Here is a 25,780-nt window from a genome sequence, read left to right on the forward strand (position 1 = left end):
CATCGACTCAAATCGATCCATCGTGGCGGCGCGAGCAGCATGTGGCTAGGGGGCGAAGATTACGCAGTCGAGCCGGGGGAAACTCCCAATGCCGAAAAGATGAGCATCGCAAAGTTGCGAGGGTCCGGAAACGCTAATTTCGCAAGAAGATATCTCGGGCCCAAGCGCTTGCTGGTGGCAAGCGACCGAACCGCCTTGAGCCGAAGACTTAACCAGCACCATACTGCAAGGGCTTTCAGTGGACATCTTGTCTGCACAGCCTTTATCGGCGACTCCGGTTGCAAAGTCCAGCATCGCTGGCGTCGCAGTCGTTACCGACCCTCCTGAGCCCCCGGCTTCGGCCATGCCCTGTCGTTATCATGCCCGAGTGCAAAATCAGCCTTGTTGCACGAGGCAGTCTGCCTTAACAATCGGTATAACAGCCCATCCGAAAGCAGAGGGTTGCTCAGAGAATTCTTAATCCAGCGAAAAAATAATCAAGTATCATTTTGAACTCAGCATCCAAAGCGACATCATCTGACTCACCGAACGTGACCCGCCACAACACAATAATCAGTAAATTCTTTATAAGTGCTCGCGACACTAGCTCTGAATCAACCTCCCTAAACTCGCCACTTTCAATTCCTGACTGGAGCAAGGACGCAATAATATTCCAAGCAGGTTGAAAAACATTGCTTAAATAGAACTGTGCTACCGAAGGAAAATTTCTAGCTTCACCAATTATTATTTTCAGAATTTCTCCTGTTGTTGTAGCCCCCACCTGTTCCCACCAGAACGTAACAAGCATTTGAATTAAGGCAGTCTTGGGCCCTCGATACTCTTTGACTATCTGATTAGCTATTTCAATATGCGGTATCGTGTTCCGCCTTATGACTTCTAAAAACAGGATTTCTTTGTTTTTAAAATACAAATATACAGTGCCCTTCCTAACGCCAGCCAAGGCAGCAATATCGTCCATTTTTGCCGAGGAGTAACCTCTCTCCAGAAAAACCTTCAAAGCTGCGTCGAGTATTTCGTTTGGGCGCTTATCTTTCCGCCGCTTACGATCAGGGGTTTCCTGTAGCGTAGATTTCGTCATAATTTACTCTCATATTTGCTTTCCGCTTTCCGGAACAACAGCATCGACAACGATTCTGTTTCTAACACCCCTTCATCTCATGATGATAGTGGCCATCTGGCTGATGGTCTTGCGAAAACTGATCAGGGCGGCGACAAAAAACACTGCACCGATTACTGCCAAGGTAAGCACTTAAAGCCAAAGCACATCGAGACCCGCGCCGCGATAGAGGATCGCTTGGGCAGCGGCAACAAAATGCGTGGTCGGCGAGATCTCCGTCACGTTTTGCGCGAGCATCGGCATACTCTCACGTGGCGTCACACCGCCCGAGAGCAACCTCCTTGGCAAAAGCACCAGCATTGCCAACAAACCGAACTGCGGCATGTTACGCGCCAGGGTTGCCATAAAAATACCCATCGAGGTGGCAACAACAAGATCCAATGCAGCAATTGCCAGAAACAGCGCCACTGAATCTTCGATCGGTACAGTGAGCACGCCCTGCACGATGAAGGTCAGCAACGATGTCTGGCAGCCGTTCATCGCCTCCTGTTCGGCTAACCAGGTCGGCTCATCTGATCGATACGCTCATTATATTTCTCTCTGGGAATCCCGATTGGTAGTCACGCGCCTGTCAGGAAAAAACATAGCTGGCTTGCAGCTCGACATGGTTCTGCCCCCGGGTTCGTTGATGCCGGGTGCTCTCCATCGCTAGCAAGCCAAACCCACCGACAGGGACGGGACGATGCGTGCCATCCGCAGCAACCGGACCAACCGGAAATAGCGTCAATTCCTGCGGGCTATCGTCGCCCCGCAGGCGGAGTCCGGGATGCCCCGGCGATTCAATCTGCATGCTCGGGTTGACGACATCGAGCATGATCGGCGTGCCGGCACGCACGATCTCGTCAGGCGTAGTAATCAGCCAAACTGCTACCGCCGCGGTAGCTGGCAGGGCAAGCGGGCGAGCGTTTCTTGCGCATTTCGGTAGCCGATCTCGATGATTTCCTCGGCGCGGCCAAATTCTAGGAAACGGATATCACCGAGCGGCGGCCTGATCAGGATATCCGGTTGATCGAGTTCGAGACGGGTTTGCGTAATGCGGGTTTCCATGATGTTGATCGAGGCCAACAGCACTTCGAAGATGTTGGGCATTGCCTCCTCGCTCGATGCCCAACGCGCGAACTGCGCAGCCCCCGGTGCATCCAGGGCGAGCAGACGGCTCTTGACCTCCTGCATCGACTGGCGATAGCCGTCCACCCAGCGCGAGAACATCCCCAGCGTCTCGTCATTCGCGCCATTGGGCAGGCCACGCAGCGGCTTGAAATTCTTGCCGGCAATGATTTCGTGGTTGAGATCGACCGCGATCACGATGTCGGCTCCCATGGCGCGGGCGACGCTCACCGGCACCGGGTTGGTCAAGCCGCCGTCCACCAGAATTCGACCGTTGCTGCGCACCGGCGTAAAGATGCCCGGCACCGATATACTGGCACGCACCGCCTCAATTACATCGCCGTGCCGGATGACCACTTCATCGCCGTTGACAATGTCCGTCGCCAAGGCGGCAAAGGGTTTGCGCAGTGCCGAGATGCTGTCAGCATGAATGTGGGCCCGTATCAATTCGCTGACCTTGGCGCCGTCGAGCAGGCCGGACTTGGGCAGGATGACGTCAAAGAAGGCGAGCGTTTTTTTCCAGTCGAAAGTTTTGAAGGTGGTTTCCAGATCGTCCAGCTTGCCGGCTGCGTAGATCGCTCCGATCAGCGCTCCCATGCTCGTGCCGACCACGAAGTCCACTTCGATGCCCGCCGCTTCGATGGCCCGGATGACGCCAAGATGCGCGAGTCCGCGGGCCGAGCCGCTACCGAGAACGAGAGCGATTTTTGGCGGACGCTCGGGATTGCCGCCGATTGGCTTCCAGATCATTTCATCGCTCGCGGTCCATTCTTCCGGTTTTCCAGATCGACAGCAGCAGCCAGACGCCGCCGACAACCGCACCGAAAAAGCCGAGCAGACCAAATACCGGCAGTCCGAGCAGGGTCGGCCCACCGGGCACGGTCATGACTATGGAGGAGCCGATGATCAACGCAGCGACGACAATACCTATTACCAGGCGGTTGGCGGCGCTGTCGAGTTGGTTACCGACCCGTTTCAGGTGCGAAATGTCGATGTGAATTTCCAGCCGCCCGCGGCGGGCGGCGCGCAGTAAGCGGGAGATATCCTGCGGCAAGCCGGCAATCAGCGCGATCGCTTCGCTCGCCGTATGCCAACTGCGTTTGAGGATGGCGGCCGGCGTGTAACGGGCGCGCATTGCCCGTTCCAGCAAGGAAAGCGCTGCGCCGGCCATGTCGAACTCCGGGTCGAGTTCGCGCCCCATTCCCTCGAGGCTGATGAAGGCCTTGACCAGCAGGGAAAGATCAGTCGGCAAGGCCAACTGGTGCTGGCGCAGAATATCCACCAGATCGGAAAGCATGGCACCCAGCTTGAGCTGCTTTAGCGCCACGCCATGGTACTGATCGACGAAAGTCTGGATTTCCAGTATCAGGCCCGCCTCGTCGACGGTGACCTCGGCCGTCCAGTCAAGCATAACGTCGGCGACGCGCTGTGGCTGATGTTTTACCAGCCCCAGCAACAGGCTGATCAGTTGGTCGCGCCGCTCCTCGGTAAGCCTTCCGACCATGCCGAAGTCGATGAATGCGATGCGGTTGCCGGGCAGGTAGAAGATGTTGCCGGGATGCGGGTCAGCGTGGAAGAAACCATCTTCGAGGATCATCTTCAACACCGCGTTCGCCCCGCGTTGCGCCAGGACCTTGCGGTCCAGCCCGGCCTGTTCGACAGCCTGCAGGTTGCGCCCGGAAATGCCGTCGATGAATTCCTGCACACACACCCGCTCGCCGGTCCATTGCCAATATACGCGGGGAATGACGATGATCGCCGACGCTGTTGCCGGCACGGCCGCTTCGCCGTTTTGCCCGGGCTCTGGCGAGTCGGAGTCGGCATAGCCGGCGAAGCTCTCGGCGATACGCTCGGCATTGCGACACTCGCCGGCGAAATCGAGTTCGCGTCGCAAAGACAGACTAAAGTTGCGCGCTACCTCCTGCGGGTGGAAGGCACGCAACTCCGAGCTTTCCGTCTCGGCGAGTTCTGCCAGGCGCATTAGCCATCGCAGGTCGGCTTCGATGATCGGCCGGATGCCTGGTCGGCGCACCTTGACCACGACGCAACTGCCGTCGTCGAGACGGGCGCGGTGCACTTGGGCAATCGACGCCGCCGCCAGCGGCTCCGGGTCGAAAGCGGCGAAGACGGTCTCCGGCGACGCACCAAGGTCCTCGGTGAGTTGCTGACTAATGTCCGCCCAGGGCGCAGCGGGGGCGCTGTCCTGTAGCTTTCCGAATTCGGCGATCCACTCCGGCTCGAACAGGTCGATGCGGGTAGCAAGTACTTGGCCAAGCTTGACGAAGGTCGGCCCCATTTCTTCCAGGGCCCGCCGCACCCGTTCGGGCGGGGGCATGTGGGCGAACTCTTCGGCATTGCTCCAGTGCAGCATTCGCCCGGCGCGCTCCAGGGCGTTGGCCAACCCCATGCGCCGCACCATGTCGCCGAAACCGTAGCGGACCAGAATCGCGGCGATGTCGTGCAGGCGCCCGAGGTCACGCACCGCCGTCAACGCCTGCCAAAGCATCAGTTTTCCTTGCCTTGGGGATGATGTGGCTTGACCCGATCGGCCAGGCCACTGAGCCCACCGGCCGCAATTTGCCGCAACAGGTCGGTGGTGGCATGCGTCAAATGCAGGCTGGCTTCAAGCTGCGAGCGTCCCGCTACGCCAATCTGTTGTGTGAGATCGCCAAGGGTTTCCTGCAACTGTCGGCCGACCGCAGAACCATGAATGCGACTGTGTTCGGCCAGATCGGCGAAAATTTTCCCTATCGCGTCCTTGGCACCCGCGGCGGAGCTTTGCAGCGTTTCCACGAACATCGCCTCCAGGCTTTCCAGGTCGGCGCGAGCTCGTGTCAGATCCTCGTTGGAAAAGGACTGTGCCCGCCCCACCGCTTCCTGCAATGCCAGCTTGGACGCTTCGGCTACTTGTGCCAGCCCCGCATCCAACCCGGCGACGGCCTGTCCGAGGCGCGTCCGTGTCGCGTCGAGTTGGGCCGCCGACTGGCTAAACGCCTTTTCGGTACCATCCCTCGCCCCACGTAGTGCGGCACTCGCAATTTGTCCCACCGACTCCATATCAAGCGTGTGTTTGCTGATCATTTGTATGGTGAGACCACGCACCATTTCCTGCACATCATGGCCCTGCTCGACGGCACGGCGTACATCAGCCTCAAACTTGGCGGCATCGATGTTGCCGCCAGTGGCATTACCGGATTCTATTTGCATAATGCACTTCCTCTCGAGTTGGTGAACGGGTCTGTTTGTTGGAATACATGCGATCAATAATGGCGGCGTGGCAGCGATCCTCTATTTCTGGAACACGTATCGGCCCGGTGCATCGCCTAGCACCAGGTATTGGCCGGCTGTAGCCCGCATTTTGCGTGGCACAGTGGATTCCGCCGAGCGGGCCTTGAGCCAGTGTGCGCCATTCCAGCCACCAGGAACCTTCCTTGACTGGCGTGGCAGTCATCCAGCCGTCCGGCGCCATGTAGGCATCTCCACCCAGGCTAGTGCAGATGCGATAGTGGTGGAGGGGATGGCCGGGTTCGCTGACAATACCGGGATTGTGACCACCGCTTGTTAGAACGAAAATCATTTGCTGGTCAAGCGATTTCGAAAACGCTGCGCGAGCACGCTACGGCCCGGTCAGCTGCTGCGTTCGATAGCGCGCCGGACAGGGAAGCGGTTTCCTGCGGATTTTGGGTGGTTAGCAGAGCGCGAGCATTTTGGGCGCCATCATCGAGCACCACGCGAATTGTTTCGAAACTTAAAGCCACCAGACGCTGAGTAGTAGCAAATCCCGTGTGCGCTGCTGACATCGGGGCGCCAACGGTTGAGTTGCTGGCAGTAACCAGTAGTTCCCTACTATTGTTAGTGGACACTTCCAGCTCCTAGCAGTTGGTTAAGAAAACTCCCGCTCCTTGGAACAAAGTACACAGCGCTACAACAGGATTATCGTCATACTAATCCATCAGTTGTTTGATTAGTGTCAACAAGCTAGAGTGCACTGGTGAATCATTTCTATCCCTATTCTTTTCACGAACCATTCATTACCAAATACGATGCCGCGTGCTACCGCAATAAATACACTGGCCGTATCTCGCCGCCCTGGGCGCCCGAAGGGATTTGATTCGACCTGCCGCGACAAATTGTTGGCTGTGGCACTTTCGTCTTTTGCCCGCCACGGCTTTGACGGTGTCAGCTTGCGGACCATCGCCAGCACAGCAGGTTTTGATGTATCAATGCTTGCTCATCATTTCGGGTCCAAGGCAGACTTATGGCGTACGGTTGTTGATGAAGTTGCTCAGAAGCATCAAACCTTACAGCTTGAACTCAATGAACTGAAGTCTGCAGACCAACCTTTAGTAAGACGCGTCACATCGCTTCTGGATAGGATGGTTGATCATTTGGCAGACCAACCGGAAACTATCCTGTTCATTACGCGCGAAATCTCAGCCCCCAGCGAGCGACTCGATTACCTTGTTGAACATTTGATCCGTCCCGGCTCTGAGATTTGTGTTCCCTTGTGGCGCGAAGCGATGGATGCCGGCTTGCTGCGACCGTCAAACCCTGTGGTGCTACACGTGGGATTGTTCAGCGGGGTCGCTATGATTCTTTCCTCTCGGCACATCATTGCGCGACTTGGAGGAGGAGATGTTGGTATCGAGCAACTTAAGACTGAAATACATGCATCTTTGCTCGGTAATGTAACGGCCGATTGTCCTTGTAGTTCAAGCCTCCCGCCTTCGGGCAAGCTATAACCCTTGAGCCATTCGTAGAGACGGTACTGCAAGCCGCCAATACGATTGGCTACAGCTGCCACGCTCGGTTACCTGCTTGACTGCCGCAATCTTGAATTCTTCCGGGTAAAGCTTGTTGCTCATAAGTTCTCCATTCTAAGCCTTCGGAGCGATTACAAGTTCCGTGGCGATTCAGGTACCCTCTCCGTCATCACGTAGGAAGACAATCCGGACAGTGCTATTTTGACCTTCCCGGACAACAGACTTGAACTGCCTGCCACTTCCCGACAACACCCATTGCCAAGACGATGACCATCACAACTAAACCCCGTACGATCGCACCACTTCTGAGTCGCCATTCGATGCAGCGCCTGCCCATTCAGGTATTGCTTGCCTGCCTGCTCGCAGTCGGCCATGCGCAGGCGGACAACAGCCAGCTAGTCGTCAACCTGCTTGGCGTCCGCAACGAAACCGGCAATCTGCGCGCCTCCCTCTATCGGGAACCGGAAACCTTCCGCAAGGAAGACAAGGCACTGAAGGTCATTTCCCTGCCGGCGGCAAAGGGAGACTCGAAATTCGTATTCGACAGCCTGCCGCTGGGCCGCTACGCCGTGATGGTCTATCACGACGAGAACGCCGACCAGAAACTGAACCTGCGATTCGGCATGTTCCCGACCGAAGGCTATGGCTTGTCCAACAATCCGAAAGTAATGGGACCGCCCAAATTCGCCGACAGCGCCTTCGAGGTCGCCGGACCTGAGACATCGATCGACATCAAGCTTGCTTATTAGCGTGCTGTCGATGGACTCTCCCAACATTGTAAAGCGATGGGTTGTTCGTTTTTCGGAAGCAGCGTGCAGGAATTTATCCGGTCTACTGCGGTGCGCATCGGCACTGGCCCTGATGACATTCGCTCCGCGGAAGCCTTGGCCTTGTCTTGGCCAAACACATTACCAGGCTGCTTCCACGTCGATCCGAACCTTTCTCCCATGAACTCATGTCGCTTGCAGCTCTCAGGTGTGGATCTTTCTGATGAATCGCTTGAACAAGGCGAGCGTCAGCTTGCCACTTGATATTCGGTCCCTCGAGACAGCCCCCCATAAATGACAATTGCATTATCGGAGACTAGGGCAATGGCCGCCATATTGGCGCAGCTCAGTGCCTTGAGCGCCTCTACCCAGATGCTATTGCGACCGCCACCCTGCCCTCTCGTTAGCCGCAATTCCTAGCGGGTGCCGTGAATCAGCAAGGTGCACAGAGTGACATCGCCGCGCTTGCTGATCGCACCGAGCTTCGTCTTGCCGGTGCTGGAATTCTGCCGTAGCGTCAGACCCAGCCAGGCGACGAGCCGGCTGACAGGCTTTAGGTCAAGGCCGATATCTTGCGGTCGTAAGCAACCTGCCCTTCGCCGTCGTTGCCGACGACAGGCAGGAGCGCCTGGGTGGTGAGATTGCCGTTGGCTTCCTGGGTGCCGACCAGCCGGCCGGATAGGTCGTAGATGTAGCGGGGCAACCAAAACGGAAATGCTACGGTCAACTGGAAAAAATAGGCGAAAAGGGGTGGCGGTTGGCATCCGTGGTGCGCGCACTAATATCAGCCCAGCTACATCACCTAAGGGTTGTAGATGACCATGAATGCATCCTGCTCCCCTGCGGCTGGACAGTTCGGAAACGCTAATTTCGCGTGAAGCCATCACGATGCTGAGCGCTTGCAGGTGGCAAACGACCGAACAGCCTTGAGCCGAAGACGCAACCAGCGCCATACTGCAAGGGCTTTCTGTGGACATCGTGTCTGCACAGCCTTCAGTGGCGACTCCTGTTGCCCTGGAGTCCAGCCTCGCTGGCGTCGCAGTCGTTACCTGCCCTCCTCAGTCCCCCGGCTTCGACCGGGTCCGGTCATTACCATGACCCAGTGTCTATTTCAGCCGACTTGCTGACCGTTGCGCTGCCGCACGACCTTTGGGTCATTCGGCAGTGAGCTAAGGCCCCGTTTCGCAAGAAATGCTAGCCTTCCGTACCGCATCTGCCGCCAGGCAGGTGTTGAGCCGCGCCGCCGCCATGGCAGCGTATCCCGAATGGGGAACTCCAAGTTCCCCGCCAGGGATCGGTGTTCCCTTTCATTTCCGAAGGAGAACACCATGTTCGCACTCCCCGTATCCAGAGTATCGTGCCCGATCGCCGTACTGCTGGGTGGTTCCGGGCGTCCCCGGCCCACCTCGCGCACGTCGACCGTACCGGCGCTTCTGAAGCCGCAGCCGCCCGCCACACAGCGTTCGGCCCGCAGCCTTGAGCATCGCGAAATTGGAGGCTGATGATGTCAATCGGCCTCTACCGCCGGCGCATCGCCGCCACCGTGGTTCAGTTGGCCAAGGACGACCCTGTCCTGGTCAAGGAAGTCATCGCCCGCTTGCGAGAGTCGGGCGAGATCGAAGTCGGCGACCTAGTCTATCTGGACCGGATCGCCGACCGTTGGATTCGGATTGCCGAGGGCAACGACAAGGCCGGGGCATCAGCGCACCCGTAGCAAGCGTGCGGGTAGTGGGATGCCCTTGGCGTTCGCCATTTCCACAGCAATCTTTTCCAGGAGATCGGGACGTTCATCGTTCAGTGTATCGGTCCATTGGGCCAATGCCTGTTCGATGTCGTCCTGCGTTCGCGCCCCGTCGAAGTCGAGACCGAGTTTTCGGTAAGCCTCAATTTCGTCGGGCGTGAACCGAAGTGCTTTGCCTGCACGCAGCATGCTGTGGGCTCCTTCCAATCTGTGGGCGTTCAGCATAGCCCAGCCGCAGACCCGCGCAACCCAGGGGAGTCCACCGCCTCTCCGACCAGGGACAGGTGTTCCCTCTATTTCACCTTGGAGAAAACACCATGTCTCTTGAAAAACCCCGTCCTCGCACGAGACGCACCAGCATCGAGTCCGAGGAAGAGCGTGCCTGGATTGGCTTCTATCGGCGTGTCGGCCACGATCCTGCGATCGCCACCGAAGTCATGACCCAACTCGAGTCCGATCCCGAAATGAAGCGCACCCATCTTGCTCTGTACCTGTGCTGCAAGGAATCCTTGCGCCGGCACAAGGCGCGCCAAGCGCGCGACCAACGGATCGGACAGTTCGCCCGTTGGCTCTGCCATGGCATGTTCGTCCAGCCCTGGCAAAGTCTGCTGGCTGGACTACATCGTGGCAGCGACCTCGCTGTCGAATGCCTACCCGAAGCGGCCGAGGAACCGGCCGTAGCCCAAGTTCGCCGCCTGGCTCGCGAAGCTGAGTTCGCCACTGCACGCACGGCCTTCAAGCAGCAGGCATCCTGAACGCCGTCGAAGCGCAAGCCAACCGGGCCATCGTTCAGGAACTTCGCATCATCAAGAAAGAAGTCCTGCAACTACACCCGTCCTTGAACCCGGATGACCAGGAACATGCAGTGGCTCTGCTGCTGAAGCTGGACCACCTGCTGCCCGACCAACTCGTCATCGCCGACGAGACGGCGCCCGACCAAGGCCGCCGGCCAGTAGCCCAAGTAGCCTGAAGCACGCTCCGACGCCCGCCATTCCCGGGTTTACAGAACGATCCAACTCCGCTGCGGGGCCCCGGCCCCCAGGGTCGGGTTCCGCACCGTTTCGAGAGGAACCTGACATGAACAAAATCCGCATCAATCCCGAGCAACAACTTTACGTGATCGATTGCGGCGAAGGCTATACTTGCTTTGGCTTTGCCAACGCCCGCGACCACGTCAATCAGATCGCCCAAAAGTTGGGCAGGCCTGACTTGGCATTCACCGACGAGGACTATGCGACCCTTGCCGGCTACGAAAAGTACTGTAATGCCGTCCACGCCTGGGGCCAGTCGCCCCTGACGCGCACGACCTACTTCGATCCCGGCACCGATCAAAAAGCCGCCAAGACCCTGGAATCCTGCCGCGCCCAGGAGCGCAAGATACGCCTGATTACGGGCGAAACTCGCACCGGCGAACCCTGGCTCGAGGAGCATGATGTCGTTGGTCGGATCGGCCGCTCTATCGGAACACTGAAAGTTCCGCTCTTGATCGAATCTGGCGAGCACGGCGGCAGCGCCATCCTGTGTACCAGCATTCTCGGCATCGTGGATTGGGCATCCGGCAACTTTCTGTACCGCCATCCCGGCTACCGCGAAGCGGATCTGAGCATCAAACCTTCCGACGCTGCCGAACGGCCCTGGGACGTCCTGCGAAAAGGGGAGATCGTCGCGAGTTTCCGGGACATCGGGAAAGCCGGCGCCTACGTCGCTTTCATGCGAGGTGCGACGATCGAACCCCGCATCTTTCAATGAGGTAGCGCTGACCACCGACACCCTGCATAAGCTGGTCGGATTCGGGCCGCTTGTGCATGGCATTTGCTATCGTCCGTTGAAGCGATATATCCAATGCTGGAAACTGAGCGGGCTGATAGACATTCCATCGTGGAATGTTGCCTGGCCCCAGGCCGGCGTCGCAGTCGATACCTGCCTCAACCATCGTGTCGGCCGATGTTGCTACATTCGTCCGCACATTCATCCCAAGCGGGGACTCTGTCCCCGTCGGGATCGGCGTTCCCGCTTCGCCTACTTGTAGAGGAGAACGTCATGAATATGTCTGCCCTGTCCCGTGCCGACCTGGTCAGCGAACTGCTGTCACCTCCGGTTTGCACGTCGAGTGAGCACCGCTGGCATGTCAGTGATGCCGTGGGCACCACTGGCACGGAAGGTAAGCCCGATACCGTGCTCACCCGCCGTCTAAAGGTTGCCCGCGAGTTGCTGCTACGCGACCTGCACGAGCAAATGCGCAGCGCTCCGATCATGTCATCGCCGCAAGTCCTGCGCGATTGGCTGCGCCTCCACTGCGCCGGGCTGGAATACGAGGTGTTCATGGTTCTTTACCTCGATGCGCATCACCGCCTGATCGAGGCCGAAGAGTTGTTTCGGGGGACCCTGACCCAGACCTCCGTCTACCCCCGCGAAGTGGTCAAGGGCGCACTCATCCGCAACGCAGCTGCATTGGCCGTGGCTCACAACCACCCGTCGGGAGAGGCCGAGCAGTCACGTGCCGATGAAGTGCTGACGCAGACCCTGAAATCGGCGTTGAGCCTGGTGGACGTGCGGATCATCGACCATTTTGTCGTGGCCGGCGACCAAGTACTCTCTTTTGCCGAACGAGGGCTGATGTAGCACCATCCACCGCCCAACTTTTAGCCAGCCCCATTGGCTCGAAAACTCAACACCAGCTTGCAGCAGTTCATCCATTTGGCGTTCATGACACTCCTACTCAAAAGTTCATGAACAGATCCCAAGGTAGTACAGCCGCCTGCTCTCCGGAAATACCGACTATTTTTCCTTCTGATGCGAGATATCAATGAGGCGCCATAAAATGCATTCCAGCACATTTGAGGCAGAGCGCGGGCGCGTAATCCGAAGCCGTGCGATGTCTATTCAACATAATTCTTAGGAAAGGAAAGAATCCCCATGATTTTTTCGACTGCAGTAGTGCCGGTGAATCCGGCTGGCGAAGTAAGGCTCTCCCGTGATCAACTCTGGGCCGGCCTGGTATTGAAGGCGCGTGACGCGAGCCAGTTTCTTCCGCCCGGATTTTGCCCGAAATGCGATGTCGTGGGCGAGGGCAAGAACTTCATCGTACGCGAGGCGGTGATTTTCGATGATGATATTACCGAGATTGTGTCGTTCAAGCCGATGGAAAAAGTATCGTTCCATCAGGTCAAGAGTCCGCGTGAAGGCGTTATCGTCAATGAAATCCTGGAAGACGCAAACGGTGAGCTCCAACTGAAGTTCTATGCCTACCTTGGGTTGCTCGGGGCAGATGCGGGCAGCGAACGGGAACGCCAGGAGCAAGAAATGTTTGACAGCGAGGATCGAGGCTACAAGGCTGCCTTGCTCTCGACCTTGGCGCGCATCCGTTCACTTGTAAAAGAAGGAAAGCTGTGAAGGGATGATTCGAGGAATCTGACCTGCGACCATCGTGTTACGTCGACGCTAGGTCAGTCCCCGGTCTTAACCGAGCAGCGGGCGGCGTAATTCGTCGGCGGTCAGTTGGCCGAGATTGGCGGGCAAGGGAACAGGAAATCCATCGTCCTGCCCTAGCCCACCTCCCTGATTATTGCTGTAGTGGCAGTAGTTCTTGCCCTCTCGCCCCCAATCCAACACCGGACAGGCTGCGCGAGAAAATCAAGGAAGCCATCGCGATGCGCAGCCAGCTAAGCCGTACATGCGCGATTGGCAATAAGATGAATTAGTCATTCTTGGGTAGTCATCGATAGAATCATCGTCTCCATGTCAATCACTGCATCCGCCATGGCCGTCAGTTCCGGCGTCTGCGACACGAAAAACTCCTGCCGGTAGCCGCCCAGCCGCAGGACTTCCCTTTTCATCGTCATGAACATGCGCTTACGCTCGGGATCAAGCTGCCCATCGGTCTCGTCAGAAAACAACGTGTCGTACCGTCGCCTGGCGTGCTGGGCGAGATAAAGCGCCACCGCCCGGATCAGGCATTCGTTGATCCATACCCGTTCGCCGCCACTCATCAGCCCGACACTCTTGCTCTCGCCGGATTCACCATCGTGTACCAGGATATCGAAGCCCTCCTTCTGGTCGCCCTTGGCGGTCTCCACCTGGGTCAGGATGGAGACGGTGAAACGGGAACCGTAGGAAGCAAGCAGCAAATCGTTGGCCAGCCCTGCCAAGGATGGTCCGGCATCGTCTATGGCCAGGGCGATCAAGCCATCATTGCTCATGCATTTGGCGAATAATGTCCAGTTGCCCAACTCGGACTGGACCTTGGCGATACGGCTCGCCACCTGCGCCTGACGAGTAGCCAAGGCTGTTGCCTGCTGCGTCAGGACAGTGAAGTTTTCGGCCTCCCGCACGGCGCCCAGGTAAGTCTGTTCGGCGGCAGCGACTGACTGCGCCGCTTCTTCCATCTTCCTGCGCGACTCGCCCAAACGCTGCTCGTCATAGCATGGAGGCAAGGCCGCCAACACCTGTTTGAGCCGGCCCAGCGTGTCGCGGTAATGCTTGGCCTGTTGTTCGAATTGAGCCCCAATCGACTGCCGGGCGGTACCAATCTGTTGGCGCTCGGCTAACTCATCGAGTGTTTCCGCCCCTTGCTGGCAGGACGACATTTCGTCACCTAACGCCGCCAGTTCCGCCTCAATCTCGGCGAGCGCGTTCTTGGCTCGTGCCTGTTCTCCCGCCTTGGCTGCCAGTAGCGCATACCGCGAGCTTCTCGCGCCTGCCACCTCGGCACGATGTTCGGCCCACGCCAGTTTCTGGAGCGCCGCAGCAATCCCTTCGTACTGCCTGCCAAGAACCGCCAACTCCTCTTGTGCCACTGCCTTTTGGTCTGCCAGGCGCTTGATGGCAGCCTGGGCACCGGGAATCAGTGACTGGGCTTCCCGCGCATCCCACAAAAGCTGGCATTGCCCCTGCAGGTCAGTACCGGCACAGGGCACCACGCCAGCAAGGCCAAAGCGCCGCACCAATTCGTCGGCTTTGAGCGCTGCCTGCCCGGCCTCATGCTCGATCCCCGACAATCTTTGCTGGACCAAATCCTCGGAAGCTTTGCACTGGGTCAGGCGCTGAGCCTGCTGGCGCCAGTGGCCGACCCGAGCCAGACGCAGTGACAGAACCTGTTCAGCCATTGGTAGACGTGCCTCGGCTTGCCGTACGGTTGGTGCACTGGCTAACACCTTGAGGCATTGTTGACGCTGATTGTGCAAAGCCTGCCGACGGTTGCGCTCGTGAGTCAGGCGTTGGGCGATACGCTGCTCCAGTCGTGCCAGGCGCTGCGACTCGCTATGCTCCTGTGCCTTCAAGGCTTCGATGGCCTCGGTGCCAGCCTGGATCACCGCGCTGCATTCGCCCTGAAGCTGCGTCCGACGCAGCTCAACACTCTGCGACTGCTCCCGTTCGGCCGCCAATTGCGCATGCTGGCTTCGGGCAGCCTCCAGGTTGGCCTGAGCCGCTTGGCGTGCCGCCAGACTCCGGGCGATGCGGCCCGCAGCGCCCTCAAGCCGTTGCAGTTCCCCGCAGATGCGTTGCGCATCATCATCCAGTCCGGACAACTCCTGCCAAATCCCCGCCAGACCAAGTTTGAGTAGCCGCGCCGTTTCGGCTGCCTTCTGGCCCTGCGCCCGGATTTCCTCCTGCCCCAACAGATCAGCCAGCAGCGTCTTGATCTCGGCATTGCGATAGGCGCTCAACTGCCGTTTGCCCTGGGCGGAAAACACCGAGGTGAAGAAGGTGTCAGCATTGCCGCAGATCGCCTCGACGCAGCAGGTATAGGTCTCCACCTTGCCATCCGCGACAGTGCCATCTTCCAATGCCATGGGTTTCCACGCACCGTCGGCAGAAAGGGCAAACAGGAATGCTTCAGTCTTGCGCCGACCGTTGAGGCGGATCACCACCTGCGAACGGTAGGTTCGGCCATCGTGGGACCACACCAGGTCCTTCTCATTTTCCGGGAGGCAGACGTGGTCGTAATAGGAAAAGCCGCCCGGACCTGCCGTCGTCGCTCGCGAGGGCATAGTGAGATAAGGGTGCATATTGTCCATTACCGTGGTCTTGCCGCGCCCGTTGGCACCGGCAATGGCGATCAACTCGGCACCGTCGGCCAGTAGGTCGAAATCCAGGGTGAGGACATCGCGTCCCAGACCGGCGCGGATACCGCGAAAGCCTTTGAGCGTTAGTGAAAGCGGTTGCATGAATGGACTCCAACTAGGTCACCAGAACAGTCTGCGACACAGGCAAAGATCGGCAAGCCTGCTCAGGTCAGAACAGCGACACGGGCTCAATATCGGTCATTGGCTCGATCTTGGTTCTACTCTCACCATAGTGAATTTCCTGCCCCCTTAAGACGCACTCGACGATTGCTTCGGGCTCCTGACCGGAAATAGTCTGGAGGCAGGCGAGCAACGGTTCCACCCTGGCCTCGGTTACCTGCGCCCAGACCCGCACCTTGTCTGCCAGATGCGCCAACTGCGAAATTCCTGCCGCCCTGGTTCGCACCACCGGCACGATGCGTCCCTCCAACTTGGTTTCCGCGGCGCCCTCCAGCAAGCGCTCAATTGCCCTACGGTCGACTTGATGACGATCCTCATCGGCAACCGTCCAGCGCACGCGCACGAAGGCACCGGCGATGTCCTGTTGGGCGACGGCAGCGCGGAGCGCGTCGATGTCTGGTTTGCCGTCGAACACAACGTCGACTGTTCGACGTGCCGGCGTCGCCTCCAGTGCAAAGCGCGCCTGATCGGCATCGACTTCCCACACCAGAAACCCCTTCTCGCCGTCCTCGCCGTAGTGAAAACGGCCGATGGAACCGGGATAGGCAATGCACTGCCGCCCGGCCCTGCCCTCCTGTTCCCAGAATTGATGTCGATGGATATGCCCGAGCATGAAGGCCTGCGTCTCGGCGGCGAACAGCGCCCCGGTAGTGAATTCATGATCGAAACCCGCCATTGGCACGCCGTGCTCGCTCAGGCAGCCGAATACGGTACCGTGCGAGATGCCGATGGTGGGCAGGCCTTGCAACCGCGCCGCCCGATTAATCGGCACAAAACCACGCAACAGGATGGCCAGATGCTCGCCAACCGCCTGTGCCGCATCCGCCGCACCGACCGTTGCGGCAACCGCCGCCTTGTTCACCGTGGGCACGCAGGAGAACAAGGCACGGGCACCGACCGGCAGTTGATCGAAGCACCAGCCCGTCGAAACAAGCCATTGCCCCTGGGCGGTGAGTGCCACTTGTTCAATACGCTCGGCCACATGCACCGGATAGCGACCGCCCAGCAGTTTGAAAATAGCCAGGGTGCCGGGCGGCTCATGCGAAAACGTCCCCTGCAGCATCAGCACCGGGCAATGGTCGGCCAGTCGCCGCACCTGGGCGAACAGTCGTTCGGCTGCCGGCGCGTGTAAGTCCAGCGCATGGTCGGTGGCATCACCCGACAGCACCGCTGCTTCTACCCCCAGGGCAATGGCCCGATCGATGGCGGCGCCGAAGCAGCGATCCGCCTCCATCCGATTTTTGGTGCCGTAGTGCAAATCGGAGAAATGCGCGATGCAGATCATGCGGTTCTCCCCCGAGACACCAACAGCATTTCGCTCTCGATCTTGTCACGGTAGCCCTGCGGATCGTTGCCGTAGCGCCCCAGTTCATTCCAGGCCTGGGCACGGCCATGTGGATTGATCTTCCAGCCCGGTCCCCAGCGCCGGTCGGCGTAGGCTCGGTACTGCTCAGGCAGGATGTCATAAGCCAGCACCCGCGCCATCAGTTGCTCGAAACTGGGATGCCCGCTCTGGAGCAACGGCTCGTCGACAGACGAGACATCGACCATTGGGGATGACCGGACCTCGCTCTCAGCAGATTGCAAGGGCTCGGCAAAGGACTCGCCCGTACTGCCTTGCAGCACCTGCGTCGCCAGTTGTGCCTGCAACACGGCCGTCTCGGTGTCCTCGTTCTCACGCAGTAAGGCGGTGACATCCACCGGCGCCTCCAGATCGATGATCCACTGAGGTACGCGTACAGCCCTGCCCTGTTCGTCGATATGAGCCACCTCCATGAGTCTCTTGGTCAGGTAGAAAGGCGTGCGTTGCCGATCCAGGAAGCCGGAGATACGCCCGCCGCGCAAAAAGCCCACCGTCTCGAACTTCTGGATCGCCGCATTCATCGCGTAGAAACTGTTGGTGTGCAGTTCAAAGGCGCTGATCGAGCGGATGCCGGGTATGAAAAACAGAAAACGCCCGGTCAGGTTGCACTGACGCGCTTGGTATTCGCGGCAGGCCTCCGGTTCGCACAGGCCATTGTTCTCCTCGCGGACCATTGTCTTGCGCCCACCGAAGAGACGGATCGTGCGCCGCCCCGTATCGTCCACCGGCACCGGCGCATGGCACATGCAGTGGCGCACCCGGCCATCGGCCGAGTATTGCGACCAGTAGTGTTTGTCGTGCATTCCCCAGGCCGCCAGTTCGTGCGGCATCACGGTTTGCCAGTAGTCGGAAGGAAATACCACGGGAAAGCGATACAGGTGCCGCCCCTCGCCCCTGTCTTCGCCGTAAGCCACCAAAATTTCCGCGGCGATTTCAGGATTGGGGAAATCCTGGCCCCGCACAGTGAACCATGGCACATTGCGCGGCACCAATGGCGTCTTGAGGGCGGGCAGCACCTCGGTGATAGCGCGTTCGATCTGCTCGAAGGACTGGCCAGCGGCTACGCCCTGGTCGTAGATCGCCTTGGCCTTGGGCTGCTCGGCAGCTTTCTTCGTCAGCACCTTGATACCGGCGCGGATTTTACCGCCAGTCGGAATACGGGCGGGGCTTTGCCCGAGCAGGGTCGGGGTGGTGCCGCCACCCTGTACGGAAATCACTGGATGTGGGTTGAGATTGGCCATGACGGTGTTACTCCATGAAGGTCGGAAAATTTCGACCATTCATGCTCTCGCGACTTCCCTCCGGTTCAACCCCTACGGAAACACTCACGGCAAAAGCTTACCCTTGGCCGAAGTTCACCCCGGTCTTAAAATATCGCCATGACCCGCTCCGAACTCATCGCCCAACTCGCCGAACGCTTTCCTCAACTGTTGCAGAAGGATGCTGAAATGGCAGCAACAGAAATTCTTGGGGCCATCCACGCGGCGCTGGTTCACGGTGATCGGGTCGAGATTCGCGGATTTGGCAGCTTTGGTTTGCTCTACCGTCCTCCGCGCCAAGCCCGCAACCCAAAAACTGGGGCACCAGTTGACGTAAACGGGAAATGGGTACCCGCTTTCAAGGCCGGAAAGGAACTACGTGAGCGGGTGATGGCCACAACTACGTCCATTCACACCTGTCGCCAAAGAGCAATTCAACCGAGCTTTCGCTGAAGGTCATCACATTAGAAAACCGATTTTTTGCCCAACTGCGAGGGGCCGTCTCTGGCCATCGTGTCGCTCTTTGTGGCACGGCAGTTTTCTGCCAAGTGTTTACATAAAAACCCTACACGCTCGGATCAGACTATGCGTACCGAAAAGCCCGCGTTTCTGCAACAAAAGACTGACTCAGACGTTCGCATTCCAAGAAACTCCTACAAAACTCTTCCTGATCTCGATTTATTGCTGATGAGTTCGCGGATTCGATTACTTGTAAAAACTGCCAAAAAACATTTTCGAGATTGGCGGCATGATTCTCAAAACCATGGCCTCTCTGACTACTGAGCACTTCATTCACAGCGTCGATCACTTGAAAGACGGCAGAAACAGATCCCGAACCTGAGTCCCGTTCTGCCAAGTGAACCTTGAGCAGTTGATTGCTAAATTTCAGCGCAAAATTCAGAAAAACAACCTGGCAAAGATAAACCAAGAACCAAAGTGAGATTTCATCCAACTTTTCTTTTGCATTGATTAACAACTCCTTGAACCCCTCAGACGTGTGATCAACTTCCTTTGCCTGAGCCTCACTACTTAGCTTGATCAAAGCTGCGCAATATGCGACTACGCATCGATCAAGATCAATGCTATCAGCATGCAATTGCTCAAATGCTTCGGAAAGGTCAAGACGATACTCCAACGTTTTTTCTAGGACATGTTGATCGATTCCTAAATCTTCGGCCGAAAATGTTGTCCCACTATATATGGCCGTAATAGTCGTACTAAGGCTATTTTGAATTTCCGCGAGAGTGTCGTGAATGCCACCTAATACAAGAGAAACAGAAACCAACCCCGAGCAGTTCTTTTGTAGTTCTGTTACAGAATTATCTAGGCAATAGCTTAGTGGTGGTAAATTAAAATTCATTTCGTCCCATCTATCCCCTTCTGCCAGAAAGGAAGTTCAGGCCCATAGTTCTAAATATCTCGCGAAAAACAATTTAGTACGTTCGCGAATCGCCCATTAAATCAGCCATTAAATAAAACCAGACCTGCCAGAATTCCATGAACCACTTCGATTATCAATCGATTTGCCATACTTACCCAATTCGCTATCTCTTTTCATCAGGCATTAAATCTGCAATTCGCCTGAAATAGTTTCTAAATTCATCAGCGTCCATCTGACCGAAAGATGGGTCCTCGTTGTTATCAAATGCTTCAGCAATTTTCGCCCAGTCTGAAGGAAGCAACTTCGTCTGCGCTAGAGGAAGAACTTCCCGTTCCTCTTTTCCCATGTGGCCCCATACGGCATCAGCAAATACTTCTATCGCTGAACTTAAATTGAAATGATGAGCATTCTCGCCAGAGAGTGCTACAGATAAACTTTTTTCTACTTGATCAATAAATAAATGTTCTTTCTTGTGCTGTGACTCCAGCTCATCAAGTAGCGCCAAGCATTCAGGGGCACGCAGGCGAAGCGCAGCATGAATGAACTTTTCTTCTTTAGGATGATGCATTTTGGTAGGGAATTTATGCAGATATGTAAGCATCGCACTAAGCGGTTTCAAATCAATTTTGTTCCCGTGTTCCCTATAATCCCGGGAAACATTTAACATTCCACGAACGACAGCGGCAATAGATCTGTGTTCTTCTTGAATAACGGCTATAGCACGCTCCATATCCGTCATCGGATTATTTGCTTCAATACGAGTAATCAAGACCGGAATCGGAGACTGACGGATGACTTTTTCTGTTTGTGAGTTATTAATCCATCCGGTCAGGCCACGGCGACCGCGAGTAGCCATAACAATCAAGTCACAACCATTGAGAGTGGCTTCCTGAACTATCGTTTGGGCAGGATTTACGGATATACGCGAAAGGAGAACCCCATTCACACCTGCCGCATGGGCACTAGAGGCAGCCCTTTTTAAGATCGCATTTGTTTCACCCAACGCTTCCGATTCAAAAAGATTCGGATCGGATGATCGGATAATCAGCCCATCAGCCGTTGATGCCAAATCCGGCGTGGCGTATAGAAAAGTAATTTCTGACTCGAGCTTTCGCGCCAATTTAATAGCACTCTCAACATTTAGAGCGGAAAGTGTCGAACCATCGACTGGGACCATAAGATGACGATACATAAGCTTCTCCAATTATTGACAGACACTTCTTCGATATTTTGATGCCCAAAAACGTTATTGAATGCCATGATAAAATAAAATTTTTCATCCAATGTACATATTTTGATAACTTTATTTCTAGTTTGATCAATCCCATTTACACGTATCGCCTCAACTGAGTGTAGGTTCAACGCATGGACACGGCTTCCTCATCCGAAGAAGTAAGAAACTCCCAAATACGCCGACCAACATGTCCTGAAGTTTCTAGTCGAGCCTTTATTTCGTCTGACGTCAGAAGAGCGTCTTCGCCATCACGACTAATTTGCATGAGGCCAAGTTCGACTCGTGCTGCTTCCTCTAAAAGCCAGGACATGGCCACCGCCTCGGCCAAATCAACACCTACCACCACAGCCCCATTGGCCCGCATTACGATGGCCCTGGCAGAGCCCAATTGCTCTGCTAGGCGGGCTGCCGCCAGGTCTTCGCGTAGAAGGCGTGGATCATTCCAGAATGGTGGGCAGGGGTCGAAGAAAACGCTGAGACCGTTGCGCACCTGCGGCGTACGGCGGATCAAAGAAAGAAGTTCGACTTGCCGTGGAGTGATGCGGCAGATGGCTTTGACGTCCTCCCGTTTGCGATAGATCGCCTGATGAAGCCGTACCTCTCCGAGCACACCTTCTGGAAGTCCGCCATCGATCGGCACAATAACGCCAGCCTCACCTGCGCGAATATTGCCTAAAGGCTTCGCCGGAGAGACGATGAAACTGCTTTCATCTATTCGTATGCTGCAGTGGCCAAAAGCATGCACCAGCCCTGCCCGCGACAACGCACGTGCGGCAACACGCAGTTGCCTCGACTTGTCTTGGATATCAGCTTGCATCTCATCCTCATCTACCAAAATTTCGTCTACCTTTGCCAAGGCGCTAGACTATCGAGTGAGCATCAATCTACCCACACAGACAGAACCCAACCTTGACCAGCTTCGCTTAACACCATGCGCACGAAAAGCCAGGAGGCCTGCCGAGGCCAACTCAGAGGGCTTCAGCAAGGCGTCCTGGCCCTTAGCACACACGGAATCGCTCTCCTCCACAAGACTCGTGCAGAGAAAGCACACTGATCAAGCGCCAGGAACGAAAGCCTCAAGATTTGGTTTCGATCCCCACATGCACATACTGGTCGGCTCAGTAGTAAACCGGCGGGGAACGTGATTCGCCTCATCCTCGATCTTCCCAACACCGCATGAATACTCGAAAGTCACTCCATCCGGACCCGTAAAGTACAGGAATCGAGCACCGGAAGTTGGATGCCGGCCAGGGCCAAAAATGATCGGCACATTGGCATCGCGCAGCATGTAGTACGACTTCATAATGTCGTCAACGGTCTCTACCTGATGATTGATATGCTGAATACCACTGCGACTAGATTTCACAAGAGCCAGCGTATGGTGAATCGCGTTGATGCGCATTAGTGGAATGTCACCGACCCAGTCGCTTACGCGTGCATTACACACAGTGGTCCAAAACTGCTCATCCGCAACTGGATCATGACTAAAAAAGGCTAAGTGGTTAAAGCCAGTGATCCCCGCGTCCCTCGCACCGTAGTAACGCTTTCCACTAAAAGCAGGATAAGTCACCAACTCAATTTGGGTGCCAGAGGGACCTCCAAACGCAATGAAGGACTTGACCTTCCTCAGTTCAGCTTCAGCACTCGATCCACGATGCACCCTGTACCCCAGTTTGTCGAGTACGTCGGCAGCTGCGTTCAATTCGTCATCGTTGTCGACCACAAATGCGGCCGTTTGGTTGGAAGGATCACCTTCGAAATAGCTAAGCGTATATGCACGCTGGTCAGATCGCAGATAGACCGAATTTTCGACGCGCTCGCCGACTTGCAATCCCAAAATTTTGGTCGCAAAGTCCTCTGCATTCTGAAGTGATCGAGTTCCAAGTCGGACATACGCAACATCTCGTAAATTAATCATTTTTGTCTCCGTAATTCATCGGACAATCAACTCTAGGCAATTGGCCCCCTATTTCTATAGGGCAACCAATTGCCTAATCGATTTCCACTCAACTCAAATCAGGAAAGTGAGATTTCCAAGCACAAGATCATTATTTACGAGGAAAATTCGCTTCTCTTTAATCTTAAAATTGCTATTTTTTGCTTCAAGAAAATGGGTTTGCCTACCGGCCCAAAACGTAACACTGTCACCGCGAGCTTCCGTCAAGCAGAACGTTGAACTAACTTCCAAAGTACTTGTATCGGCGCATTGTTTGATACGGATGTTCGAGACAACTCGCGACAGGCGTGAGGCCGGCGATTGGGAATGATTGAACTTCGACTTCAGCCGGAAAATCCGTTCCTCCAGCCTCTTGCGGTCATCGAATATCAATGAGACATGACGCTTCGGGTCACTGCCATCCTCATTGCATGGAACCCAGTAGTTGAGTTCTTCCGACCACAACGAGAACCACTCATCATATCGATGGAGATCCATGCAATCCGCTTCTAGGAATAGAAAATCTTCAACCGCGCTTCTTACTTCAAACGATACATTGCTCATGGGATTGACTCCAATTCAGTTCGAGGACATGAGTTTTTTCCACTGGCGGAATTGACCTCGTTGGGTCACTTCATCGCCAATGTGGCCGGTAATAACTCCCTTGTCGTCTCTAGTCTGGCGGTGCAGCCCACGTGTCAGATCGATCCATGGATTTACTTCTGCCGAGAGACCGCGCTGGACACGTTCCCAAATTTCTGTATCGTCTGGAGAGCCCGCCCCAGCAGGCCCGTAGAACGATTCATGTTGGCGCAAGCGCATCCCATTGATCTCATCACTTACGCCGTCAAGGAGCACGGGGGTCATGTAGATTTCTGTCAAGCCCGGGCCTATTGGATTGATGATACGCACGTGCTGGTTAATCAACTGCACGTTCGGAAAGAGGCCAACATGGGGATCTCCGCCCAGCGCCACGAGCAGATCAGCACGCTCGGCGCTATGCTTGCCATACATATCAGCAAGGTATTGCTCACCACCGTTAAACGAGCGAAGCAACTTTTTCATTGCATCCAAGTGCCCGAGTCGGTACTGCGAAAAATCCAACATGCTGTGACCATTACCTAGATCGCGAGTACGCGAAGGCCCGCCATCCTCAAAAGGATTACCGCGATGCGTTGCCGCGAGGCCGCGGTCTTGATCCTGGCTCCACAACTCGACGACTGATGCATGAACAAACGGCGCATGATAACCATCCATGCCAATCAGTTTCCAATTGCCCTTGTACGTCGTCCTATTTGCTCCGGCCTGCAGTCGAATCGCCCCCGTCGGAGAGGCATCAACCATTAGATCAATCATCTCCTTGGCATTACCTAGATGATCCGCAAGCTCGACTGACGTAGGATTCAAACTGGCAAACACGAAATCCCTATACACACCAACCTTCGGCGCCGAGTTCAAACCCATCTTGGCCTGATTGAACTTGTCGTCATAGGCTTCTCGACCAGGAACTTCGATAAGGTTGCCAGCAGTGTCGTAAATCCAACCGTGAAACCAGCATCGCAAGGCCTTGGTATTACCCGCGTCGCCTTCACAAACTTGAGCACCACGATGACGACAGCGATTCATTAGCACATTGATGGAGCCGTCTTTATCACGAATCATGACAACCGACTGCCGCCCAATCTTGCGCACCCTGTAGTCACCGTGGCGCGGGATCTCAGATCCATGCCCGATGTACACCCAGTTCTGCTCAAAGATTTTGTCCATCTCCATGTCGAAGATGGACTGATCTGTAAAAGCCCGAGAATGAACTCGCCCTTCTTGGACCAAGCTCTCTATGTCTAGCCCTTTGCTAGCCTTAGGTTCAACTTGAATTACCGACATTTTATCTCCTCGTCATTTCTCGAAAGCCGGCGCTAGTCGCCGCCAACCATTTACCCTCTGGTGGGGTTCCGGCCACACAAGAATCTGCGCAGACATGCCCGCACCCTTCCAATGAAGCAAACTCGCCATCATGCACTCCTGAACAGACCTACCATTCGGCACCAACATAAGCGGAATCCTGACTCGGAGATTCCGTGCCCAAGGAAGCTAATGTGCTTGAATTAAATTATTTCAGTAATTGAATTATTTTGCAAGTGAACAAAATAACAAGGTACAGGTGTTCCGACCAAGACGAAGAGGTAAGCTGCGCCAGCACGAGTGGGCTAAATCGTTTATGGACTGGCGGTGGGTTTCGCTACCGAAAAAATGGGCTTCGAACAAAGATCACAAGAGTCCAGGGAGCATGCCGTCACGCAGGTGCCAGGGATGCGCGAGGATGCAGTTTGGACGGGGGTAATCCCCCCATTTTTAGCAGCGACCAGAAGTAGAGTCGCTTAAAAGCGCTGACTTCTGTTTCGGGGCAATGCTGCTGAATCACTCACCGGAGTTCGAGCGGAAGGTGGCGACAGCTGTCTTTAGGGGTGACAAAACTCCGGCCGAGTTAGTACTACCATCGCTGCCCATCCAAACCAGACAACCGACTGAAAGGCGCAAGTGCTAAAATCATCAGCCGCCATCTTAGGCGACGAACTGGCGAAGAAAAGTGTGCAGGACATCCAGCCGACACATCCAGAGATTGCTTAACTGCGCTTGGAGATCGATTGCCAGATGGCCCCCTGTATCGACCGGCGCAACCGCCAGCTTCGCGGCATCCTGATGACACTTCGGAACGGGAAAGCAACGCGCGGCCTAGTGTGCCGATCATGGATCAAGCCCGTATCAGTGGCTTGGATACCGAAATTTATCTTTCCATCGCATGGCCTAGCTCTTCGAGCGGAATCGTGAACATTTATCAGACTCCAGCAAGTTTACGCTTAAATAAC

The 25,780-nt window shown here is 56.1% G+C and carries 28 protein-coding genes and 1 pseudogene; 9 read left to right on the forward strand and 20 right to left on the reverse strand.

Annotation, left to right across the window (positions count from 1 at the left end; translation table 11 throughout):
* Positions 1-445: 445 nt before the first annotated feature.
* The 7 genes from KI610_RS13025 to phaP form a co-directional block, all read right to left on the reverse strand.
* Complete coding sequence (locus KI610_RS13025; RefSeq protein ID WP_226495394.1) at positions 446-1,078, reverse strand: TetR/AcrR family transcriptional regulator; 633 nt, start codon at positions 1,076-1,078, stop codon at positions 446-448.
* 171 nt (positions 1,079-1,249) lie between these two features.
* Positions 1,250-1,597 (reverse strand): ABC transporter permease, encoded by a 348-nt coding sequence (locus KI610_RS13030; protein ID WP_264178961.1) that lies wholly within the window; start codon positions 1,595-1,597, stop codon positions 1,250-1,252.
* A 91-nt stretch (positions 1,598-1,688) separates the two neighbouring features.
* Positions 1,689-1,952 (reverse strand): hypothetical protein, encoded by a 264-nt coding sequence (locus KI610_RS13035; protein ID WP_226495395.1) that lies wholly within the window; start codon positions 1,950-1,952, stop codon positions 1,689-1,691.
* A gap of 32 nt (positions 1,953-1,984) precedes the next feature.
* Positions 1,985-2,974: a patatin-like phospholipase family protein gene (locus tag KI610_RS13040; protein WP_226495396.1), complete on the reverse strand. Its 990-nt coding sequence runs from the start codon at positions 2,972-2,974 to the stop codon at positions 1,985-1,987.
* Between the two features lies 1 nt (position 2,975).
* Positions 2,976-4,730 carry an ABC1 kinase family protein gene (locus KI610_RS13045; protein ID WP_226495397.1) on the reverse strand — a complete coding sequence of 585 codons (1,755 nt, stop codon included), beginning with the start codon at positions 4,728-4,730 and terminating at the stop codon, positions 2,976-2,978.
* On the reverse strand, positions 4,730-5,431 hold the full coding sequence (locus tag KI610_RS13050) for a DUF6781 family protein (RefSeq protein WP_226495398.1): 702 nt from the start codon (positions 5,429-5,431) through the stop codon (positions 4,730-4,732). The genes KI610_RS13045 and KI610_RS13050 overlap by 1 nt, the downstream gene beginning before the upstream one ends.
* Positions 5,432-5,808: 377 nt before the next feature.
* Positions 5,809-6,024, reverse strand: a complete 216-nt coding sequence (gene phaP, locus KI610_RS20150) for a TIGR01841 family phasin (protein ID WP_404827507.1) — start codon at positions 6,022-6,024, stop codon at positions 5,809-5,811.
* A 243-nt stretch (positions 6,025-6,267) separates the two neighbouring features.
* Between phaP and KI610_RS13060 the strand changes: the two genes are divergently transcribed.
* Entirely contained in the window at positions 6,268-6,966 is a 699-nt protein-coding gene (locus KI610_RS13060; RefSeq protein ID WP_226495400.1) for a TetR/AcrR family transcriptional regulator, read from the forward strand.
* Here the strand turns inward: KI610_RS13060 and KI610_RS13065 are convergent.
* Positions 6,960-7,089: pseudogene (locus tag KI610_RS13065) on the reverse strand (IS3 family transposase); the annotation flags it as partial. The gene KI610_RS13060 and the pseudogene KI610_RS13065 overlap by 7 nt on opposite strands.
* A 218-nt stretch (positions 7,090-7,307) precedes the next feature.
* Between KI610_RS13065 and KI610_RS13070 the strand changes: the two are divergent.
* Both KI610_RS13070 and KI610_RS13075 read left to right on the forward strand, forming a co-directional pair.
* Positions 7,308-7,736: a DUF2141 domain-containing protein gene (locus KI610_RS13070; RefSeq protein WP_226495401.1), complete on the forward strand. Its 429-nt coding sequence runs from the start codon at positions 7,308-7,310 to the stop codon at positions 7,734-7,736.
* A 63-nt stretch (positions 7,737-7,799) separates the two neighbouring features.
* Positions 7,800-8,018, forward strand: coding sequence for a hypothetical protein (locus tag KI610_RS13075; protein WP_226495402.1), 219 nt, complete (start codon positions 7,800-7,802; stop codon positions 8,016-8,018).
* Between the two features lie 152 nt (positions 8,019-8,170).
* Here the strand turns inward: KI610_RS13075 and KI610_RS13080 are convergent, their stop codons facing one another.
* Both KI610_RS13080 and KI610_RS13085 read right to left on the reverse strand, forming a co-directional pair.
* On the reverse strand, positions 8,171-8,323 hold the full coding sequence (locus KI610_RS13080) for a transposase (protein WP_404827508.1): 153 nt from the start codon (positions 8,321-8,323) through the stop codon (positions 8,171-8,173).
* The gene (locus KI610_RS13085) at positions 8,308-8,457 is read right to left on the reverse strand and encodes a hypothetical protein (protein ID WP_226498592.1); all 150 of its coding nucleotides are present in this window, start codon (positions 8,455-8,457) and stop codon (positions 8,308-8,310) included. Before KI610_RS13085 ends, KI610_RS13080 begins: the two co-directional genes overlap by 16 nt.
* An 801-nt stretch (positions 8,458-9,258) precedes the next feature.
* Between KI610_RS13085 and KI610_RS13090 the strand changes: the two genes are divergently transcribed.
* Entirely contained in the window at positions 9,259-9,468 is a 210-nt protein-coding gene (locus KI610_RS13090) for a hypothetical protein (protein ID WP_226495403.1), read from the forward strand.
* On the opposite strand, the gene KI610_RS13095 is transcribed toward KI610_RS13090, so the two are convergent.
* Positions 9,454-9,684, reverse strand: coding sequence for a hypothetical protein (locus tag KI610_RS13095; RefSeq protein ID WP_226495404.1), 231 nt, complete (start codon positions 9,682-9,684; stop codon positions 9,454-9,456). The two genes, KI610_RS13090 and KI610_RS13095, sit on opposite strands and share 15 nt — an antisense overlap.
* 128 nt (positions 9,685-9,812) lie before the next feature.
* Here KI610_RS13095 and KI610_RS13100 point away from each other — a divergent pair, with 128 nt between their 5' ends.
* The 4 genes from KI610_RS13100 to KI610_RS13115 all read left to right on the forward strand — a co-directional run bounded on the left by KI610_RS13100 (position 9,813) and on the right by KI610_RS13115 (position 12,888).
* Positions 9,813-10,250 (forward strand): hypothetical protein, encoded by a 438-nt coding sequence (locus KI610_RS13100; protein WP_226495405.1) that lies wholly within the window; start codon positions 9,813-9,815, stop codon positions 10,248-10,250.
* A 322-nt stretch (positions 10,251-10,572) separates the two neighbouring features.
* The gene (locus KI610_RS13105) at positions 10,573-11,244 is read left to right on the forward strand and encodes a hypothetical protein (protein WP_226495406.1); all 672 of its coding nucleotides are present in this window, start codon (positions 10,573-10,575) and stop codon (positions 11,242-11,244) included.
* A gap of 291 nt (positions 11,245-11,535) precedes the next feature.
* Positions 11,536-12,117: a JAB domain-containing protein gene (locus KI610_RS13110; RefSeq protein WP_226495407.1), complete on the forward strand. Its 582-nt coding sequence runs from the start codon at positions 11,536-11,538 to the stop codon at positions 12,115-12,117.
* Between the two features lie 294 nt (positions 12,118-12,411).
* Positions 12,412-12,888: an SRPBCC family protein gene (locus KI610_RS13115; RefSeq protein WP_226495408.1), complete on the forward strand. Its 477-nt coding sequence runs from the start codon at positions 12,412-12,414 to the stop codon at positions 12,886-12,888.
* A gap of 308 nt (positions 12,889-13,196) precedes the next feature.
* Here the strand turns inward: KI610_RS13115 and KI610_RS13120 are convergent, their stop codons facing one another.
* The 3 genes from KI610_RS13120 to KI610_RS13130 all read right to left on the reverse strand — a co-directional run bounded on the left by KI610_RS13120 (position 13,197) and on the right by KI610_RS13130 (position 18,344).
* Positions 13,197-15,662 (reverse strand): AAA family ATPase, encoded by a 2,466-nt coding sequence (locus tag KI610_RS13120; RefSeq protein WP_226495409.1) that lies wholly within the window; start codon positions 15,660-15,662, stop codon positions 13,197-13,199.
* A 67-nt stretch (positions 15,663-15,729) separates the two neighbouring features.
* Complete coding sequence (locus KI610_RS13125; RefSeq protein WP_226495410.1) at positions 15,730-17,025, reverse strand: metallophosphoesterase family protein; 1,296 nt, start codon at positions 17,023-17,025, stop codon at positions 15,730-15,732.
* On the reverse strand, positions 17,022-18,344 hold the full coding sequence (locus tag KI610_RS13130; protein WP_226495411.1) for a recombination directionality factor: 1,323 nt from the start codon (positions 18,342-18,344) through the stop codon (positions 17,022-17,024). Before KI610_RS13130 ends, KI610_RS13125 begins: the two co-directional genes overlap by 4 nt.
* Positions 18,345-18,482: 138 nt before the next feature.
* On the opposite strand from KI610_RS13130, the gene KI610_RS13135 reads away from it, so the two are divergent.
* Positions 18,483-18,815 (forward strand): integration host factor subunit beta, encoded by a 333-nt coding sequence (locus KI610_RS13135; RefSeq protein ID WP_226495412.1) that lies wholly within the window; start codon positions 18,483-18,485, stop codon positions 18,813-18,815.
* Between the two features lie 130 nt (positions 18,816-18,945).
* On the opposite strand, the gene KI610_RS13140 is transcribed toward KI610_RS13135, so the two are convergent.
* The 6 genes from KI610_RS13140 to KI610_RS13165 form a co-directional block, all read right to left on the reverse strand.
* Complete coding sequence (locus KI610_RS13140) at positions 18,946-19,722, reverse strand: hypothetical protein (RefSeq protein ID WP_226495413.1); 777 nt, start codon at positions 19,720-19,722, stop codon at positions 18,946-18,948.
* 184 nt (positions 19,723-19,906) lie between these two features.
* On the reverse strand, positions 19,907-20,935 hold the full coding sequence (locus tag KI610_RS13145) for a universal stress protein (protein ID WP_226495414.1): 1,029 nt from the start codon (positions 20,933-20,935) through the stop codon (positions 19,907-19,909).
* 166 nt (positions 20,936-21,101) lie between these two features.
* On the reverse strand, positions 21,102-21,833 hold the full coding sequence (locus KI610_RS13150; RefSeq protein WP_226495415.1) for a class II aldolase/adducin family protein: 732 nt from the start codon (positions 21,831-21,833) through the stop codon (positions 21,102-21,104).
* Positions 21,834-22,031: 198 nt separating this feature from the next.
* On the reverse strand, positions 22,032-22,895 hold the full coding sequence (locus tag KI610_RS13155; protein WP_226495416.1) for a VOC family protein: 864 nt from the start codon (positions 22,893-22,895) through the stop codon (positions 22,032-22,034).
* A 93-nt stretch (positions 22,896-22,988) separates the two neighbouring features.
* Positions 22,989-23,477 (reverse strand): aromatic-ring-hydroxylating dioxygenase subunit beta, encoded by a 489-nt coding sequence (locus KI610_RS13160; protein ID WP_226495417.1) that lies wholly within the window; start codon positions 23,475-23,477, stop codon positions 22,989-22,991.
* A gap of 15 nt (positions 23,478-23,492) precedes the next feature.
* Positions 23,493-24,797 carry an aromatic ring-hydroxylating oxygenase subunit alpha gene (locus KI610_RS13165; protein WP_226495418.1) on the reverse strand — a complete coding sequence of 435 codons (1,305 nt, stop codon included), beginning with the start codon at positions 24,795-24,797 and terminating at the stop codon, positions 23,493-23,495.
* Positions 24,798-25,780: the final 983 nt, after the last annotated feature.

Source organism: Ferribacterium limneticum, assembly GCF_020510565.1.
GTDB lineage: Bacteria > Pseudomonadota > Gammaproteobacteria > Burkholderiales > Rhodocyclaceae > Azonexus > Azonexus limneticus_B.

What these genes read in the sequence shown, in the direction of transcription:
- phaP (WP_404827507.1), bottom strand. Translation starts at nt 6,024, where the DNA reads ATGTCAGCAGCGCACACGGGATTTGCTACTACTCAGCGTCTGGTGGCT.
- KI610_RS13115 (WP_226495408.1), top strand. Translation starts at nt 12,412, where the DNA reads ATGATTTTTTCGACTGCAGTAGTGCCGGTGAATCCGGCTGGCGAAGTA.
- KI610_RS13060 (WP_226495400.1), top strand. Translation starts at nt 6,268, where the DNA reads ATGCCGCGTGCTACCGCAATAAATACACTGGCCGTATCTCGCCGCCCT.
- KI610_RS13090 (WP_226495403.1), top strand. Translation starts at nt 9,259, where the DNA reads ATGTCAATCGGCCTCTACCGCCGGCGCATCGCCGCCACCGTGGTTCAG.
- KI610_RS13100 (WP_226495405.1), top strand. Translation starts at nt 9,813, where the DNA reads ATGTCTCTTGAAAAACCCCGTCCTCGCACGAGACGCACCAGCATCGAG.
- KI610_RS13110 (WP_226495407.1), top strand. Translation starts at nt 11,536, where the DNA reads ATGAATATGTCTGCCCTGTCCCGTGCCGACCTGGTCAGCGAACTGCTG.
- KI610_RS13140 (WP_226495413.1), bottom strand. Translation starts at nt 19,722, where the DNA reads ATGAATTTTAATTTACCACCACTAAGCTATTGCCTAGATAATTCTGTA.
- KI610_RS13135 (WP_226495412.1), top strand. Translation starts at nt 18,483, where the DNA reads ATGACCCGCTCCGAACTCATCGCCCAACTCGCCGAACGCTTTCCTCAA.
- KI610_RS13160 (WP_226495417.1), bottom strand. Translation starts at nt 23,477, where the DNA reads ATGAGCAATGTATCGTTTGAAGTAAGAAGCGCGGTTGAAGATTTTCTA.
- KI610_RS13155 (WP_226495416.1), bottom strand. Translation starts at nt 22,895, where the DNA reads ATGATTAATTTACGAGATGTTGCGTATGTCCGACTTGGAACTCGATCA.
- KI610_RS13145 (WP_226495414.1), bottom strand. Translation starts at nt 20,935, where the DNA reads ATGTATCGTCATCTTATGGTCCCAGTCGATGGTTCGACACTTTCCGCT.
- KI610_RS13040 (WP_226495396.1), bottom strand. Translation starts at nt 2,974, where the DNA reads ATGATCTGGAAGCCAATCGGCGGCAATCCCGAGCGTCCGCCAAAAATC.
- KI610_RS13030 (WP_264178961.1), bottom strand. Translation starts at nt 1,597, where the DNA reads ATGAACGGCTGCCAGACATCGTTGCTGACCTTCATCGTGCAGGGCGTG.
- KI610_RS13125 (WP_226495410.1), bottom strand. Translation starts at nt 17,025, where the DNA reads ATGATCTGCATCGCGCATTTCTCCGATTTGCACTACGGCACCAAAAAT.
- KI610_RS13070 (WP_226495401.1), top strand. Translation starts at nt 7,308, where the DNA reads ATGCAGCGCCTGCCCATTCAGGTATTGCTTGCCTGCCTGCTCGCAGTC.
- KI610_RS13120 (WP_226495409.1), bottom strand. Translation starts at nt 15,662, where the DNA reads ATGCAACCGCTTTCACTAACGCTCAAAGGCTTTCGCGGTATCCGCGCC.
- KI610_RS13095 (WP_226495404.1), bottom strand. Translation starts at nt 9,684, where the DNA reads ATGCTGCGTGCAGGCAAAGCACTTCGGTTCACGCCCGACGAAATTGAG.
- KI610_RS13050 (WP_226495398.1), bottom strand. Translation starts at nt 5,431, where the DNA reads ATGCAAATAGAATCCGGTAATGCCACTGGCGGCAACATCGATGCCGCC.
- KI610_RS13025 (WP_226495394.1), bottom strand. Translation starts at nt 1,078, where the DNA reads ATGACGAAATCTACGCTACAGGAAACCCCTGATCGTAAGCGGCGGAAA.
- KI610_RS13105 (WP_226495406.1), top strand. Translation starts at nt 10,573, where the DNA reads ATGAACAAAATCCGCATCAATCCCGAGCAACAACTTTACGTGATCGAT.
- KI610_RS13165 (WP_226495418.1), bottom strand. Translation starts at nt 24,797, where the DNA reads ATGTCGGTAATTCAAGTTGAACCTAAGGCTAGCAAAGGGCTAGACATA.
- KI610_RS13130 (WP_226495411.1), bottom strand. Translation starts at nt 18,344, where the DNA reads ATGGCCAATCTCAACCCACATCCAGTGATTTCCGTACAGGGTGGCGGC.
- KI610_RS13045 (WP_226495397.1), bottom strand. Translation starts at nt 4,730, where the DNA reads ATGCTTTGGCAGGCGTTGACGGCGGTGCGTGACCTCGGGCGCCTGCAC.